13 protein-coding genes and 1 tRNA gene are annotated in these 15,903 nt (G+C 68.5%); 6 read left to right on the top strand and 8 right to left on the bottom strand.

Going from position 1 to position 15,903, the window contains the following annotated elements; translation table 11 throughout:
* Nucleotides 1-40: 40 nt before the first annotated feature.
* The 5 genes from Q0747_RS10840 to Q0747_RS10820 form a co-directional block, all read right to left on the bottom strand.
* Nucleotides 41-1,456, bottom strand: coding sequence for a sugar porter family MFS transporter (locus Q0747_RS10840; RefSeq protein WP_298254503.1), 1,416 nt, complete (start codon nt 1,454-1,456; stop codon nt 41-43).
* Nucleotides 1,457-1,545: 89 nt separating this feature from the next.
* The gene (gene sucD, locus Q0747_RS10835; protein WP_298254501.1) at nt 1,546-2,448 is read right to left on the bottom strand and encodes a succinate--CoA ligase subunit alpha; all 903 of its coding nucleotides are present in this window, start codon (nt 2,446-2,448) and stop codon (nt 1,546-1,548) included.
* A 10-nt stretch (nt 2,449-2,458) separates the two neighbouring features.
* Entirely contained in the window at nt 2,459-3,625 is a 1,167-nt protein-coding gene (gene sucC, locus Q0747_RS10830; protein WP_298254499.1) for an ADP-forming succinate--CoA ligase subunit beta, read from the bottom strand.
* A 201-nt stretch (nt 3,626-3,826) separates the two neighbouring features.
* On the bottom strand, nt 3,827-6,298 hold the full coding sequence (gene pcrA, locus Q0747_RS10825; protein WP_298254497.1) for a DNA helicase PcrA: 2,472 nt from the start codon (nt 6,296-6,298) through the stop codon (nt 3,827-3,829).
* Nucleotides 6,299-6,435: 137 nt separating this feature from the next.
* Complete coding sequence (locus Q0747_RS10820) at nt 6,436-7,977, bottom strand: sodium:alanine symporter family protein (RefSeq protein WP_298254495.1); 1,542 nt, start codon at nt 7,975-7,977, stop codon at nt 6,436-6,438.
* 164 nt (nt 7,978-8,141) lie between these two features.
* Between Q0747_RS10820 and Q0747_RS10815 the strand changes: the two genes are divergently transcribed.
* Both Q0747_RS10815 and Q0747_RS10810 read left to right on the top strand, forming a co-directional pair.
* On the top strand, nt 8,142-8,780 hold the full coding sequence (locus Q0747_RS10815) for a hypothetical protein (protein ID WP_298254493.1): 639 nt from the start codon (nt 8,142-8,144) through the stop codon (nt 8,778-8,780).
* Nucleotides 8,781-8,825: 45 nt separating this feature from the next.
* Nucleotides 8,826-8,899: transfer RNA gene (locus tag Q0747_RS10810), tRNA-Arg, on the top strand.
* Nucleotides 8,900-8,972: 73 nt separating this feature from the next.
* Here the strand turns inward: Q0747_RS10810 and Q0747_RS10805 are convergent.
* The gene (locus Q0747_RS10805; RefSeq protein WP_298254491.1) at nt 8,973-10,856 is read right to left on the bottom strand and encodes an ABC transporter ATP-binding protein; all 1,884 of its coding nucleotides are present in this window, start codon (nt 10,854-10,856) and stop codon (nt 8,973-8,975) included.
* 143 nt (nt 10,857-10,999) lie between these two features.
* On the opposite strand from Q0747_RS10805, the gene Q0747_RS10800 reads away from it, so the two are divergent.
* Genes Q0747_RS10800 through Q0747_RS10790 form a run of 3 tightly spaced genes read left to right on the top strand, consistent with a single transcriptional unit; the run spans nt 11,000 to nt 13,296 of the window.
* Nucleotides 11,000-11,827 carry an amino acid ABC transporter substrate-binding protein gene (locus tag Q0747_RS10800; RefSeq protein WP_298254489.1) on the top strand — a complete coding sequence of 276 codons (828 nt, stop codon included), beginning with the start codon at nt 11,000-11,002 and terminating at the stop codon, nt 11,825-11,827.
* Nucleotides 11,828-11,885: 58 nt separating this feature from the next.
* Nucleotides 11,886-12,545, top strand: coding sequence for an amino acid ABC transporter permease (locus Q0747_RS10795; RefSeq protein ID WP_298254487.1), 660 nt, complete (start codon nt 11,886-11,888; stop codon nt 12,543-12,545).
* On the top strand, nt 12,532-13,296 hold the full coding sequence (locus Q0747_RS10790; protein ID WP_298254485.1) for an amino acid ABC transporter ATP-binding protein: 765 nt from the start codon (nt 12,532-12,534) through the stop codon (nt 13,294-13,296). The genes Q0747_RS10795 and Q0747_RS10790 overlap by 14 nt, the downstream gene beginning before the upstream one ends.
* 39 nt (nt 13,297-13,335) lie before the next feature.
* Here the strand turns inward: Q0747_RS10790 and Q0747_RS10785 are convergent, their stop codons facing one another.
* Nucleotides 13,336-13,752: an ester cyclase gene (locus tag Q0747_RS10785; RefSeq protein WP_298254484.1), complete on the bottom strand. Its 417-nt coding sequence runs from the start codon at nt 13,750-13,752 to the stop codon at nt 13,336-13,338.
* Nucleotides 13,753-13,868: 116 nt separating this feature from the next.
* Complete coding sequence (fdhD, locus tag Q0747_RS10780) at nt 13,869-14,696, bottom strand: formate dehydrogenase accessory sulfurtransferase FdhD (RefSeq protein WP_298254482.1); 828 nt, start codon at nt 14,694-14,696, stop codon at nt 13,869-13,871.
* 366 nt (nt 14,697-15,062) lie between these two features.
* On the opposite strand from fdhD, the gene Q0747_RS10775 reads away from it, so the two are divergent.
* Entirely contained in the window at nt 15,063-15,830 is a 768-nt protein-coding gene (locus Q0747_RS10775; RefSeq protein WP_298254480.1) for a hypothetical protein, read from the top strand.
* The last annotated feature ends 73 nt before the right edge of the window (nt 15,831-15,903 follow it).

The following is a 15,903-nucleotide window of genomic DNA, read 5'->3' as shown; positions in this document are numbered from 1 at the left end:
GATGTCCCCTTCCGACAGTACAAGCCGCGGGGGCGTGGCCCTACCTCGGGGAGTGGTCGGCCGCGGCCCTGAAGCCGCTCTCCAGGTCCTCCAGGCTCCTGCCCCGCGTCTCGGGGATGTACCGGCTGGCGAAGACGATCGCTGCGATACCGAGGACGCCGAAGACGAAGAAGGTGCTCGAGAGGCCGATCCCGGCGACCAGGGTGGGGAAGGTGAGGCTCACCGTGAAGTTGACCATCCAGAGGACGAACACCGCCGCTCCCATCCCGAGTCCCCGCACGCGCATGGGGAAGATCTCGGAGAGCATCAGCCAGGTCACCGGCGAGATGGAGCCCTGCTGGAAGGCGAGGAAGGTCACCGTGAGCGCCAGGACCAGGAGGCCCCGCAGCGCTCCCTCGGCGACGAGCAGGGCCACGAGGCCGATGCCGAAGAGGGCCGACGTCGTTCCGAGCTGGCCCACGAGCAGCATGGGCCGGCGTCCCACGCGGCCCAGCAGCCAGATGCCCACGAAGGTGGCGGCCACGGAGACGATACCGTTGGCGATGTTCGCCGTCAGGGCCGACCGGGTCCCGAAGCCGGCGTCGACGAGGATCTGCGTGCCGTAGTACATGATCGCGTTGACGCCCGTGATCTGCTGGATCACCGCGAGTCCGAGACCGACCACGAGGACCCTCCTGAGCCAGGGCTCACGCAGGTCGCGCAGGGACGCCCTGTCCCGCAGACGGTCCTCGGCCGCGGCCTGCCTGATCTCGTCGTACTCCCGACGCGCCTCCTCGGGCGGGCGCAGGGTCTGCAGGACCCGCAGCGCTGCTCCGGCGACGCCGTGTGCGGCGAGCCAGCGCGGGCTCTCGGGGACCACGTGCATCCCGATCCAGAGCCCGATCGCCGGCAGCGTCGCGAGGACGAGCATCCAGCGCCAGATCCCGTGGTTGTCCCCGAAGACGTTCCCGAGGAACGCGCTGGAGCTGAAGGCCAGCAGCTGCCCGGCCACGATCATCAGTTCGTTGCGGGTGACCACCTGCCCGCGCCGGCCCGCCGGGGACACCTCCGCGAGGAAGATCGGCACCATCACCGACGCCCCTCCCACAGCCAGGCCGAGGACGAAGCGGACGATCACCATGACCGTCACATCGGGCGCGAGGGCGGACCCCAGCGCACCGAGGAGGAAGATCACGGCGAGGACGAGGATCATCCTCCGGCGGCCGTAGGCATCGGCGAGGCGGCCTCCCGCGAGGGCACCGAACGCGGCGCCGAGCACCAGCGAGCTCGCCACGAGTCCCTCGGTGAGGGCGGTGAGCCGGAGGTCATCGGCCATGAAGGGCAGTGCACCGTTGATGACGCCGGTGTCGAAGCCGAAGAGCAGCCCACCCAGGGTCGCCACCCACGTCACGCGCCGCAGCGCCCCGCGCCGGGCCCGCGCATCGGTGCCGGGCGCGGCGACGTCGTTCCCTCTCACGTGCTCACCGCTCCGCCGACCCGGGCACGCAGCAGGACAGCCTCCCCCGTGGGGGAGGCTGTCCTCGGTCGGTGCGGGTGGAGACCCACTCAGAGGCTTGCGTAGACCTCACGGAGGAGGCTCGCGGTCTCCGACGGCGTCTTGCCGACCTTGACGCCGGCGGCCTCGAGCGCCTCCTTCTTGGCCTGGGCCGTGCCCGCGGAGCCGGAGACGATGGCACCTGCGTGGCCCATGGTCTTGCCCTCCGGTGCGGTGAACCCGGCCACGTAGCCCACCACGGGCTTCGTGACGTTCGCCTTGATGAACTCGGCCGCGCGCTCCTCGGCGTCGCCGCCGATCTCCCCGATCATCACGATCGCCTTGGTCTCGGGATCCGCCTCGAACGCCTCGAGGGCGTCGATGTGGGTGGTGCCGATCACGGGGTCGCCGCCGATGCCGATGGCCGTCGAGAAGCCCAGATCGCGCAGTTCGAACATCATCTGGTAGGTCAGGGTGCCGGACTTCGAGACGAGACCTACGCCCCCCTTGCCGGTGATGTTCGCGGGGGTGATGCCCACGAGAGACTCCCCCGGCGTGATGATGCCCGGGCAGTTCGGGCCGATGATGCGCGTGACCTGCTTGCCGTCGGCGTCGACCTTCGACTGGGCGAGGGCCCAGAACTCGGCCGAGTCCTGGACGGGGACGCCCTCGGTGATGACGACGACGAGCCCGATCCCGGCCTCGATGGCCTCCACCACGGCGTCCTTCGTGAAGGCCGGCGGCACGAAGACGATCGACACGTCGGCGCCGGTCTCCTTCATGGCTTCCTCGACCGTGCCGAAGACGGGCAGGGTGACGTCGTCGTGCGTGACGGACGTGCCCGCCTTGCGGGCGTTCACGCCACCGACCACCTGGGTGCCGGCCTTGAGCATGAGGGCGGTGTGCTTGGTGCCCTCGCCGCCCGTGATGCCCTGGACGATGACCCGTGAGTCCTTGTTGAGATAGATAGACATGGGGAAACCTTTACTTTCCGTAGGCGAGCGCGGCGGCCTTGTCGGCGCCTTCGTCCATGGTGTCGGCGAGGGTGACCAGCGGGTGGTTCGCCTCGGCGAGGATGCGCCGGCCCTCCTCGACCTTGTTGCCGTCGAGTCGGACCACGAGGGGCTTGTTCGCCTCGTCGCCGAGGATCTCGAGGGCCTTGACGATCCCGTTGGCGACGGCGTCGCACGCCGTGATGCCGCCGAAGACGTTGACGAACACGCTCTCCACCTGGGTGTCGTTCAGGATGACGTCGAGACCGGCGGCCATGATCTCGGAGGAGGCTCCGCCGCCGATGTCAAGGAAGTTGGCCGGCCGCACGCCCCCGTGGGCCTCGCCCGCGTAGGCGACGACGTCGAGCGTGGACATGACGAGCCCCGCGCCGTTGCCGATGATGCCCACCTGGCCGTCGAGCTTGACGTAGTTGAGATCGTGCTCCTTGGCCTTGGCCTCGAGCGGATCGGCGGCGTCCTTGTCCTCCAGCTCGGCGTGGCCCGGCTGGCGGAAACCGGCGTTCTCGTCGATGGTGACCTTGCCGTCGAGGGCGAGGATCTCCCCGTCGCCGGTCTTCACGAGCGGGTTGACCTCCACGAGCGTGGCGTCCTCCTTCACGAAGACGTCCCACAGCTTCAGGATGGTGTGGATGACACCGTCGCGGACCTCGGGGGCGAACCCGGCGGCGTCCACGATCTCCTCGGCCTTCGCCCGGTCGATCCCGGTCCCTGCGTCGATCGCGACGCGGGCCAGGGCGTCGGGGCGCTCGACGGCGAGCTGTTCGATCTCGACGCCGCCCTCGACGGAGCACATGGCGAGGTAGTTGCGATTGGACCTGTCGAGCAGCACGGAGAAGTAGTACTCCTCGGCGATGTCGGCACCCTGGGCGATCATGACGCGCTGGACGGTGTGGCCCTTGATGTCCATCCCGAGGATGTCGGAGGCGTAGGAACGGGCCTCGTCGGGGGTCTTGGCGACCTTGACGCCGCCAGCCTTTCCGCGACCGCCCACCTTGACCTGGGCCTTGACGACGACGACTCCGCCGATCTTCTCGGCCGCTGCCTGTGCTTCTTCTGCGGTGTGCGCCACGATGCCGGCGAGCACGGGGACGCCGTGTGCCTCAAAGAGATCGCGCGCCTGATATTCAAACAGGTCCACTTAGCTCGTGTCCTTCTACGTCGAAGTCGGTTTACAAGAGGGAACTGTAGTCCTCCCGGCGCTGGGGCCTTTCACAGACTAGCGGTTCGGTGAGGAAGGCCACAGTTCTATCCGGCGTAGAAATCCGCCGCCGTTCGTTGAGTCGCCGCAGCCGTGCGGGGTGGCCCGACGGCGTACCGCGCCCCTGTCAGGCCACCTTCGTCAGGCCACCTTCGTCAGCGGGGCGTACCGCAGCAGCAACCGCTTCTCGCCGACGTCGAAGCGGACCTTCGCCACCGTCTTGTCGCCGGCACCCTCCACGGAGAGCACCGTACCGTCGCCGAAGCTCGCGTGGTTGACCGTGTCGCCCACGGCCACGGAGAGGACCTCCTTCTGCGGCTGGACGCGGCCGATGGCCTTCGCCGGCGCCGTCCCGCCGGTGAAGCCTCCCCCGCCGGCACCCCAGTACGAACCGCTGAACCGGGGCCCGCCGATGCTGCCGCCGGTGGTCCAGGCTGGCTTCGCGGCGCCCTCCCGCTTCCAGTCGATCAGTTCCGCCGGGATCTCGCCGACGAACTGGCTCTCCGGGTTGTACTGGCTCTGACCCCACATGCTGCGCACCTCGGAGCGTGTGATGTAGAGGCGCTGCCGGGCGCGGGTGAGCCCGACGTAGGCCAGGCGCCGCTCCTCGGCGAGCTCCTTGGGATCAGTGGCCGAGCGCTGGTGCGGGAAGATGCCCTGTTCCATGCCGGTCAGGAACACCACGGGGAACTCCAGCCCCTTGGCCGTGTGCAGGGTCATGAGCGTGACCACTCCCTGGCGCCGCGCCTCCTCCACGGCCCGCTGCACCTCGGCCTGGGAGCCGTCCGGGGCGTCCGGGATCTGGTCGGCGTCGGCCACGAGGGAGACCTGTTCCAGGAAGTCGCCGAGCGTCCCCTCCGGATTGTCCCGTTCGAACTCGCGGAGGACGGCCACGAGCTCTGCGAGGTTCTCCACGCGGGACTCGTCCTGGGGATCGTTGCTGGTGCGCAGCTGCTCGAGATAGCCGGTCTGCTCCAGGACGGCCTCGAGGGCCGCGGCGGCACCGGAGCCCGCAGCCACCTCCGCGAGATCGTCGACGAGCTTCACGAAGCCCGCGACGGCGTTCACCGAGCGGGTGGCCAGGCCCGGCGCCTCGGGCGCCCGGCGCAGTGCCTGCATGAAGCTGATCCGCTCACGCTCCCCCAGGGCTGCGACGGCGTACTCCGCGCGGTCGCCGATGCCGCGCTTGGGCTCGTTGAGGATGCGGCGGAGATTGACGACGTCGTCCTGGTTGACCAGGACGCGCAGATAGGCGAGGGCGTCCTTGACCTCCTTGCGCTCGTAGAACCGTGTGCCGCCCACCACTTTGTAGGGCAGCCCCACGCGCAGCAGGATCTCCTCGATGGACCGCGACTGCGCGTTGGTGCGGTAGAAGATCGCGACGTCGCCCGGACGGACCGCCTCGTCGTCCTGCAGCCGGTCGATCTCCTCGGAGATGAAGCGAGCTTCCTCGTGCTCGTTCTCCCCCACGTAGCCGATGATCTTCTCGCCGCTGCCCTCCGCGGTCCACAACCGCTTCTCCGGCCGGTTCGGATTCCGGGAGATCACGGCGTTGGCCGCGCTGAGGATGTTCTGCGTGGACCGGTAGTTCTGCTCGAGCAGGATGGTGCGCGCGCTCGGGTAGTCGTTCTCGAACTCCACGATGTTGCGCACGTCCGCTCCGCGGAAGGCGTAGATGGACTGGTCGGAGTCGCCCACCACGGTCAGCTCGGCGGGATCGTCGCTGGACTCCCCCGGTACGCCGACGATCTCCCGGACCAGGGCGTACTGGGCGTGGTTGGTGTCCTGGTACTCGTCCACGAGGACGTGACGGAACCGGCGCCGATAGTAGTCCGCGACGCCCGGGAAGGCACGGAACATGAAGACCGTCTGCGCGACCAGGTCGTCGAAGTCCATGGCGTTCGCCTGGCGCATGCGCTGCGCGTAGCCGGAGTAGACCTCGGCGACCGCCTGGTCGAACGGATCCGTGGGATCGGCGTCCGAGGCGAACGACTCCTCGTCGACGAGCTCGTTCTTCAGCGCGGAGATCCTGTGCTGGATTGCTTTAGGGGCGAACTTCTTGGGGTCGAGATCCAGCCCCTTGGCCACCAGGGTGATCAGGCGCAGGGTGTCCGCGGAGTCGTAGATGGAGAAGTTGGAGTTCAGGCCCACCGATGCGGCCTCGCGGCGGAGGATGCGCACGCAGGAGGAGTGGAAGGTGGAGATCCACATGCGCTTGGCCACATCGCCGATCAGTCCCTCGATGCGCTCGCGCATCTCGGCGGCCGCCTTGTTCGTGAAGGTGATGGCGAGGATCTGTCCGGGGTGGGAGCGGCCCGTGGCCAGCAGATAGGCGATCCGGTGGCTCAGCACGCGCGTCTTGCCGGATCCCGCACCGGCCACGATCAGCAGTGGTGACCCGCCGTGCCGGACGGCGTCCTCCTGCTGGGGATTCAGGCCCAGCAGGAGTTCCTGCGCCCGGCGCTCGTCCACTCCTGCGCCGGTGGCCACGTGCGCCGGGGCCCCGCCGGGCGCGGCTCCGGCGGGTGTCCCGCCCGCCATCGCGGCCTCGCGTGCGCGTTTCTTCTCGGCGGGCGTGGGTGGGGAGACGTAGGGATCGAAGAGCATGTCCATGGTGCTTCGAGTCTAGGCCGTTCTCCCGACAGTCCGCCGGAGTGGGAGGAGTGGGAGGAGAGGGAGCGGACGCGGCGATGCCCCCGCCGTGGGCCGGCGGGGGCATCGCTGCGTTCGGGTCCTGTCGGTCCCAGGTGCTATTTCTCGGGCTGGAGCTCATCCTGCTCGATACCCAGCACCAGGAGCTTGCCGCTCCTGCGGTCCGCGAGGTACTCGCGCATCTCCTTCTTGATGACCGGCAGCAGGAAGTACACGCCGAGCAGGTTGATGAAGGCGCAGACGAACAGGGCGGCATCGGTGAAACTGATGACCTGGCTGAAGGTCAGCACACAGCCGACGACCGTGAAGAACAGGAAGATGATCTTGTACGTCAGCTCCGCGGCTTTGCCGCGACCGAAGAGGTACTCCCAGGCCTTGAGTCCGTAGTAGGACCAGGTGATGAGCGTCGAGTAGGCGAAGAGGATGACGGCGATCGCGAGCACGATCGGGAACCAGGGGATCACCGTGGCGAAGGCGTCGGAGGTGAGGATCACGCCGTCGGGGGTCGCACCGCCGGACTGCACCTGGTCGATGCCGGCCTGCAGGCTGGGGGCACCGGCAATGATGATGGCGAGAGCTGTCATGGTGCAGATCAGCACCGTGTCCACGAGCGGCTCGTACAGGGCCACGAAGCCCTCACTGACGGGACGGCGCGTCTTCACGGCCGAGTGGGCGATCGGTGCAGATCCGACGCCCGCCTCGTTCGAGAAGGAGGCGCGCTGGAAGCCGACGATCAGCACGCCGAGGATGCCTCCGGCGACACCCTGAGGGTTGAAGGCCCCCCCGATGATCTCGCCGAACGCGCCGGGAACCTGCTCGATGTTGACGATGATCACGAAGAGGCAGGCGATGACATACACCACGGCCATGGAGGGGACGAGCCGCGAGGTGGTCGCGCCGATCGACTTGATGCCTCCGAGGATGACCACGGCGACCAGGAAGGCGAGGACGATCCCGAAGATGAACGCCGCTCCTGCGCTGCCGAGGAAGCCGTCCTCACCGCCGGTCACGTTCTGCACCTGCGCGAAGGTCTGGTTGGCCTGGAACATGTTGCCGCCCGCGATACCGAACAGGAGGATCGCCACGGCGAAGATCCCGGTGAGGATCTTCGCCGGGATGCGTCCGAGTTTGCTGAAAGCGATGGGGAGGTACTTGAACGGGCCACCGCTGACGGAGCCGTCCTCGTGGACCTCGCGATACTTGACCCCCAGGGTGCACTCCGCGAACTTCGTGGCCATGCCGATCAGTCCTGCACAGATCATCCAGAACGTAGCACCGGGACCGCCGAGCGCCATGGCCGCTCCGACACCGGCGATGTTGCCGAGCCCCACGGTGCCCGAGAGCGCCGAGGTGAGTGCCTGGAAGTGGGGCACCTCGCCCGGATCGCTCCTCGAGGAATAGCGACCGCGGACGACCTCGTACCCCACCTTGAGGCCGCGGAACTGGGGAACACCGAAGTAGATGGTGCAGATGATGCCGGCGATGACGAGCCAGGCCACCACGGCGGGAAAGCTGACATCCCCGATGGTGATCGGGAAGAACACGATGTTGGAGAAGATCTCCGTGGGCCGGGCGAACGCCGTGTTCACGGCCTCGTCAACGGCGGCCAGCCACGAGACGTCGTCGGTCGCGGTTGTCATGGGAAGTGCGGAGGCTAGGGGCATTCACCAAATGAACCGTGCCGGGAAGGTGAGCGCAATCACACAAACGATATTTCCGGACAAGCGTCACCGAATCGAAATCCTATTCCCAGCTGACTCACAGGGTTGCCTGTCCTCTTCTGCCGATCGTCCATACTGGGACGGTGGCACGGACACGAGCACAGATCGCACGGAAGCATTCCACCGGCGCACCGCCCTCGGGGGTGCCGGAGACACAGCCGCAGCGGCAACGCTCCAACGGGAGCCTGGTCGTCATCGCCGCTGCCGTCGCCGCCATGTTCCTCTTCTGGTACTTCCACCTGCTGGCGCTCGGGCAGATGACCCAGCTCGCCGACGGCCTGACCATGCCGGACATGATGATCGGCGGGTACGACGTCGGGTACGTCGAACGGCTGCGAACGGCGATGGACGACGATGCCCGCGGTCAGCTGAGCTATCTGCACAAGACGGCGGGCACCCTCTTCCCCCTGATCTTCGCCTTCGCCTGGCTGCTGCTCATCCAGCTCAACACCGGCAATCGCCGGCTCCGCTGGGTGCTGTGGAGCCCGGTGCTCCTGTTCGTGGTCGCGGATCTGTGGGAGAACATCGCGATCGACACCGTTCTGGCCCAGGCCACCCCGGGGGCGGGCGACGTGCTGCTCGCCTCAACGCTGACCGTGCTGCGCTGGGCGCTGCTCCTCGCGAGCCTGGTGGGTGGCGCCGTCTCGGTCTTCGGGCGTCGACGGACGGTGCAGGAGGAGCCGGACGGCGACGACGCGGGGACCACTGCGCGGAGCAGGTAGGCTTGGACCGCCGACCAGGGTTTCGTCCCGTATTCGGCACCACCAGCCTCTGTAGCTCAGTAGGATAGAGCGTCCCTCTCCTAAAGGGAAGGTCGTCGGTTCGATTCCGGCCAGGGGCACCCCACGCATCGCGCACGCATCGCGCAGCAGGTCAGGGACGGATCAGTGATCCGTCCCTGACCCGTCTCCGGGCTAGTCGCTGACGGCCAGGGTCTTCTGGACGGCGAACTGCGTCCGGTGGAGGTCCTCGTAACGGCCGCCCGCCGCCAGGAGCTCCTCGTGGGTGCCGCGTTCCACGATCGACCCGTCCTCCACCACCAGGATCAGGTCCGCGCTACGGATCGTGGACAGCCGGTGGGCAATGACCATCGCGGTGCGACCCTCGAGGGCGGCGCTGAGCGCCGACTGCACGGCAGCCTCCGACGTCGAGTCGAGGGCCGCCGTCGCCTCGTCGAGGACCACCACGCGCGGCTGGGCGAGGAGCAGGCGTGCGATCGTCATGCGCTGGCGCTCGCCGCCGGAGAGCCGGTAGCCGCGTTCGCCGACCATGGTGTCCAGCTGGTCCGGCAGCGACCGCAGCAGCGGCTCCAGGCGGGCCCGCCGGACGGCGTCCCAGACCTCGTCCAGAGTGGCCTCGGGCCTGGCGAGCCGGAGATTGGACAGGATGGTCTCGTGGAACAGGTGGCCGTCCTGCGTCACCATCCCGAGGGAATGGCGCATGGAGGCGAAGGTCACGTCCCGGACGTCCGTCCCGCCGAGTCGCACGGCGCCGCTGTCGACGTCGTAGAGCCGGGCCACGAGCTGGGCGATCGTCGACTTGCCGGCGCCCGAGGTACCCACGAGTGCCACGGTCTGGCCGGGCTCGATCCGGAAGGACACCCCGTGGAGCACTTCCTCCCCACCGCGGGTGTCGAGCGTCGAGACCTCCTCGAGGGAGGCCAGGGAGACCTTGTCCGCCGACGGATAGGCGAACCGGACGTCGTCGAACTCCACCGACACCGGTCCGGCCGGTACCGTGCCGGCGTCGGGCTTCTCCTGGATGAGCGGTTCGAGGTCGAGGACCTCGAAGACGCGCTCGAAACTCACGATCGCGCTCATGATCTCCACGCGGGCGTTCGCCAAACTCGTCAGGGGCGCGTAGAGGCGCGTGAGCAGCAGGGCGAGCGTGACCACCTCACCCGTGTCGAGCTGGCCTGCGAGCGCCAGGAAACCGCCCAGGCCGTAGACCAGGGCCAGGGCGAGTGCCGAGACGAGCATCAGGGCGGTGAAGAAGACGAACTGCAGCATGGCGGTCCGCACCCCGATGTCCCGGACACGTGAGGCGCGGAGCCGGAACTCCTCGGCCTCCTCGTCGGGCCGGCCGAAGAGCTTGACCAGGGTGGCGCCCGGTGCGGAGAAGCGCTCGGTCATCTGCGTGCTCATGGCGGAGTTGTGGTCCGCGGCCTCGCGGCGCAGCGCAGCGAGGCGGCTGCCCATGCGCCGGGCGGGGACCAGGAAGATGGGCAGCATGATCACGGCGAGCACCGTCACGAGCCACGAGGTCCCCAGCATGACGATCAGCGTCAGGGCCAGGGCCACGACGTTCGTGACCACACCCGACAGCGTGCCGCTGAAGGCCTGCTGCGCGCCGATGACGTCGTTGTTCAGCCGACTCACCAGGGCGCCGGTGCGGGTGCGGGTGAAGAACGCGATCGGCATCTTCTGCACGTGGTCGAAGACCGCCGTCCGGAGGTCCAGGATCACGCCTTCCCCGATCCGCGCGGAGTACCAGCGGGTCACCAGGGACACCCCGGCGTCGGCCACGGCGACGAGGGCGATGACGACGGCGAGCCAGACGATGGTGCGCACCTCGCCCTCGGCCACGATGACGTCCACCACCTGACCCGCGAGCACCGGCGTCGCCACCGCCAGGAAAGCGCCGGCGATCGACAGGACGATGAACAGGATCAGCATGGTCCGGTACGGCACGGCGAAGGTGAGGATGCGCCGCACCGATTCCCGGGAGAAGCCGTGCCTGCCGTCCTTCGCCGTCGAGATCTTGTACAGCGAGCTCCAGGCTGCGCCTTCCATGGACATGGTGATTCCTCCCGGTGGTGCGCACGATCGTGCTCCCCACAAGTCTGGCAGCCGCGCGCAACACTGCGGAACAATAAGTGGCCGGAGCGGTGTTGCCTTCAGTAGTGTTCAACGTCCGTTCCCCACGAGAAGGATTGATCCCCATGACCCACCGCCTGTCCGTCCTCGGTGCCGCGGCGGCACTCACGCTGGCCCTCGCTGGCTGCTCGACGTCGGAGGGCGCCGATCCGTCCGGTGCCGGCGACGCCTCCGGCTCCGCCGGTCCCACCACGCTCCAGGAGATCCAGGACGCCGGTGTGCTGACCGTCGGCACCGAGGGCACCTACCGGCCCTTCAGCTTCCACGAGGACGGCAGCGGGGACCTGACCGGGTACGACGTCGAGGTCATCGACGCCGTCGCGGAGAAGATGGGGGTGGAGGCGGAGTTCGAGGAGACGCAGTGGGATGCCATCTTCGCCGGGCTGGAGGCGGGTCGCTTCGACGTGATCGCCAACCAGGTGACCATGACGGACGAGCGCAAGGAGGCCTACGACTTCTCCGAGCCCTACACCGTCAGCTCCGGCGTGATCGTCACGCGGTCCGACAACGAGGACATCTCCTCCTTCGAGGACCTCGACGGCAGGACCACCGCGCAGTCCCTCACGAGCAACTGGAACACGCTCGCGCAGGAGAGCGGAGCGGACGTGGAGCCCGTGGAGGGGTGGGCGCAGTCCGTCACGCTCCTCGAGCAGGGCCGCGTCGACGCCACGATCAACGACGAGCTGACCTACCTCGACTACCAGAAGACCAACGGCAACGAGGGCATCAAGATCGCGGCCACCACCGAGGAGAACTCGATGAGCGCCGTCGCCGTCCGGAAGGGCAGCACCGAGCTCGTCGACGCGATCGACACGGCGCTCGACGAGCTGCGCGCCGACGGCACGCTCGCGGAGATCTCGCAGAAGTACTTCGGCTCCGACGTCAGCGAGTGATCATGGGGGCGGGAGGCAGCGGCGTCGGCGGTATCGGTGGATCCGGAGGAGCTGACTGATGGACTGGGACCTGCTGCGCTCCTCCTTCTGGCCCATGCTCTCCGGCGGGCTGACCGCCACCATCCCGCTGGCGCTCGCCTCCTTCGCGCTCGGGTTGCTGCTGGCACTGGTGATCGCCCTCATGCGCATCAGCGGGCAGCCCGTTCTCTCGGCGATCGCCCGGTTCTACGTCTCGGTCGTCCGGGGCACTCCCCTGCTGGTGCAGCTGTTCGTGATCTTCTACGGCCTGCCCTCCCTCGGCGTGACCATCGATCCGTGGCCGAGCGCCATCATCGCGTTCTCGCTCAACGTCGCGGGCTACGCCGCCGAGATCCTGCGGGCCGCGATCCTGTCCGTGCCGAAGGGCCAGTGGGAGGCCGGCCACACCATCGGCATGTCGCGCGCCCTCACGCTGCGCCGCGTGATCCTGCCGCAGGCCGCCCGCGTCTCCGTCCCCCCGCTGTCCAACACGTTCATCAGCCTCGTGAAGGACACCTCGCTCGCCTCGCTGATCCTCGTGGGCGAGCTGTTCCGCGAGGCACAGCAGATCGCGTCCTTCTCGCAGCAGTTCATGATCGTCTACATGGAGGCCGCGGCGATCTACTGGGTCTTCTGCCTCGTCCTGTCCACCGGACAGTCCGCGCTCGAGAAGAGATTGGACCGCTATGTCGCCCGCTGACCCGCTCCTGAGAGCCACCGCCCTGCAGAAGTCCTTCGGCGGGAACCAGGTCCTGAAGTCGATCGACCTGAGCATCGACAGCGGTCAGGTGGTGGCTCTCGTGGGCCCCTCCGGGTCCGGCAAGACCACGGTACTGCGCTGCCTCAACGGCCTGGAGACGCCCGACGGCGGCACGGTGGCCTTCCGTGACGGACCCGCGATCGACTTCGGCCCGAAGATTCCGAGGAAGGACGCGCTGGCGCTACGGGACCGCAGTGCCATGGTGTTCCAGACCTACAATCTCTTCCCGCACATGACGGTCCTCGAGAACGTCATCGAGGGCCCTGTCCAGGTCCGGAAGCGCCCCCGTCGTGAGGCGATAGCGGACGCGGAGCGGCTCCTGGCACGCGTGGGCCTCGCCGACAAGCGCGACGATCATCCGTTCAATCTCTCCGGTGGGCAGCAGCAGCGCGTCGGGATCGTCCGGGCACTGGCCCTGCAGCCCGATCTGCTCCTGTTCGACGAACCGACCTCCGCCCTCGACCCGGAACTGGTCGGAGAGGTCCTGACGGTCATCAAGGAGCTCGCCGAGGAGAAGTGGACCATGGTGATCGTCACCCACGAGCTGGCCTTCGCCCGTGAGGTCGCCGACGAGGTGGTCTTCATGGACGAGGGTGTGGTCGTGGAGCACGGGCACCCGGACCAGGTGCTGCGAGACCCCCACCACGAGCGCACGCGGCGCTTCGTGGACCGTCTGCTCAACCCCTTCTAGTCAGGCTGCCGTCCGGCCACCACCTGACCCACTCGCGGTTCACACCTCGGATTCACCGCGGATCTGGCTGAGCAGAGTCGCCTCGTCCGTCGTTCCCCAGCGCTCCGCCAGCTTGCCGTCCTCGAACCGCCCCACCTGGACGCCACGGACCGAGAATCTCCTGCCCGATGGCTCCACACCCATGAACGTCCCGCGGTGCGTGCCGGATACCGTCAGGACGACGGCGACATTCTCCTCGTCGGCCACGATCGTCTGCGGCTCGAGATCCACGTCCGGAAATGCAGTGCGGAAGGTGTGCCAGAAATCCTTGATCCCCTGGACACCCGGTGCCTGCCCGGGCGCGGGGTCGTGATCGACGACGTCCTCTGCGAACACCTCGCCGAGCCGATCGAGCTGGCCGCTGACGATGAGTTCGCCCATTTTCTCCTGCGCTTCGAGATTCGCTTCGCGTGACACAGAGTGCTCCTTCGGTCGACTGGATCGGTCTGCGTGGTTGCAGCTGGCGACCACCCGCTCCCCACCATATTACGTACGGGGTTGTTCGGCGGTGCGTGCAGTGGCGGAAGGGACCGTCAGGCGGCGATGCGGTCGGGGTGCGAGTAGCAGTTGAGCGACGCCCCGCGGCTGAAGCCCACCAGCGTGAGGCCCGAGTCGTCCGCGAGATCCGCGGCCAGCGACGACGGCGCGCTGACCGCCGCCAGCACGGGGATACCGGCGAGCTGTGCCTTCTGCACGAGTTCGAAGGATGCGCGGCCGGAGACCTGGAGGATGGTCCCGCGCAGCGGCAGCATCCCCTCGCGCAGGGCCCACCCCACCACCTTGTCCACGGCGTTGTGGCGTCCCACGTCCTCGCGCAGGCACAGGAGTTCGCCCTCGCGCGTGAAGAGGCCCGCTGCATGCACGCCACCGGTGCGGTCGAACAGCTTCTGGCTCTCCCGCAGGCGATCGGGCAGCCCGGCCAGGACACCCAGGTCGGTCTGCGCGGAGTCGACGGCGAGATCGAAGCGGGAGGACTTCCGGACGGCGTCGATCGACGCCGTCCCGCAGATACCGCACGAGCTCGAGGTGTAGACGTGGCGCTCCATGGCGGTGTCGGGCAGTTCCACCCCGGGGCGCAACTGGGCCTCCACCACGTTGAAGGTCTGCTGCCCGTCGTCGTCCACCCCGGCGCAGTAGCGCAGGCTCGGCAGCTGGCCCGGCTCCCAGATCACGCCCTCCGAGACGAGGAACCCCGCGACGAGGTCGAAGTCGTCCCCCGGGGTCCGCATGGTCACCGTGAAGGCGCTGCCGCCGAGGCGGATCTCCAGGGGCTCCTCCCCCGCCAGGACGTCCTCGCGCCGCCCTGTCTGCCCTCCGATACGGAACTTCGTGATGCGCCGTCGCTGCGTGACCCTGTTCATGCGTACTCCTTCGTCCGGCCCAACCATCGGCCCTGAGTCCAAGATTAGTTGACTGCGTGCACCACCGACGATCCGGAGGGCCCGGGCGGATGACGGCGGAGACGGGGGTGGGGACGCGGGTGGGGACGGGGGAGGGACGCGGGTGGGAACGCCGGTGGGGATCGGTGGACATGGGGTGGAGGCCGGGGGGCGGACGACGCCGCCAGGGTGCGCGCCGCCGGTGGATAACGGTTTGCCAACGAAGCCGGTGGTCCGGGGCGGGCGGATGCCGGTGGCCAGTAGTGTCCGAGGCGGGGGATGCGGTGCGGTACTCGTGCCCGGCTGTTCTCCGACGTCCACCGCTCCTCCCACTCAGGAAGCCCTACCGTGCGCACGCTGCCCCCCGTCGTCGCCCTCGCGACCATCGCCACACTCCTCGCAGGCTGCTCGGACACGCCTGGGACCGCCGCCGACGCCGGCCCCCAGACCTCCGGCTCCCCCACCTCGAGCGCGTCGTCCAGCGCCACGTCGTCGAGCGCCCCGACGTCGAGTGCGGGGTCGTCCAGCGCGACGTCGTCGAGCGCCTCGAGCGCCCCCACCTCGATGGCGGCGTCGCCGTCGACCATCCCTGCTGCGCCGTCACCCGCGCCGTCACCCGCGCCGACGCCCGCCGCGTCCGAGCCCGGAACCGGGCCGGCCTCACCCCAGGCAGCCGTCCCGACGCACGCGCCGGTCCCCGAGGAGAGCGTCGGACCTCCTCCCGCTCCGACCGCCCCCGGCGAGGAGGGGCCGGCAGAACCCGCAGTACCGGCCGCGCCGGAGGCTGTGGTCGTCCCGACGTCGCCGGACTTCGGCGGTCCGAGTACGACGGTCCCGCAAGGAGGAGCGTTCACCGTCGTCGGCAGTGGGTACGAGCCCGGCCAGGAGATCACCATCACCTTCGGCTACTACCGCAGCGATGTCTTCGTCATGGACGACCAGACGGCCGTGGCCGACGCCGACGGCACCTACAGCTTCAGGATCACCGTGGGACCGAACCTCGAGGCACGGACCTACGGCATCATGACCTACGAGGCGGACGCCCGGGAACGAGCGGGTTCGGACGCCTTCGAGGCATCGAAGCAGTACGCGGTCATCGAGGTGGTCGCGACCTAGGGCGTGTCTCCTAACCGTTTGAGCCAGAGGGTGATCGCCCGCAGGACGGCCCCACCTCGGTAGGTGAGGGCGA

Source organism: uncultured Arthrobacter sp. (genome assembly GCF_947493765.1).
Lineage (GTDB): Bacteria > Actinomycetota > Actinomycetes > Actinomycetales > Micrococcaceae > Arthrobacter_D.
This window is presented reverse-complemented; position numbering and strand designations above follow the sequence as displayed.

Excerpts from the sequence above, each read along its gene's own strand:
- sucD (WP_298254501.1), bottom strand. The coding sequence starts at position 2,448 with ATGTCTATCTATCTCAACAAGGACTCACGGGTCATCGTCCAGGGCATC.
- pcrA (WP_298254497.1), bottom strand. The coding sequence starts at position 6,298 with ATGGACATGCTCTTCGATCCCTACGTCTCCCCACCCACGCCCGCCGAG.
- Q0747_RS10790 (WP_298254485.1), top strand. The coding sequence starts at position 12,532 with ATGTCGCCCGCTGACCCGCTCCTGAGAGCCACCGCCCTGCAGAAGTCC.
- Q0747_RS10820 (WP_298254495.1), bottom strand. The coding sequence starts at position 7,977 with ATGACAACCGCGACCGACGACGTCTCGTGGCTGGCCGCCGTTGACGAG.
- fdhD (WP_298254482.1), bottom strand. The coding sequence starts at position 14,696 with ATGAACAGGGTCACGCAGCGACGGCGCATCACGAAGTTCCGTATCGGA.
- Q0747_RS10805 (WP_298254491.1), bottom strand. The coding sequence starts at position 10,856 with ATGTCCATGGAAGGCGCAGCCTGGAGCTCGCTGTACAAGATCTCGACG.
- Q0747_RS10800 (WP_298254489.1), top strand. The coding sequence starts at position 11,000 with ATGACCCACCGCCTGTCCGTCCTCGGTGCCGCGGCGGCACTCACGCTG.
- Q0747_RS10795 (WP_298254487.1), top strand. The coding sequence starts at position 11,886 with ATGGACTGGGACCTGCTGCGCTCCTCCTTCTGGCCCATGCTCTCCGGC.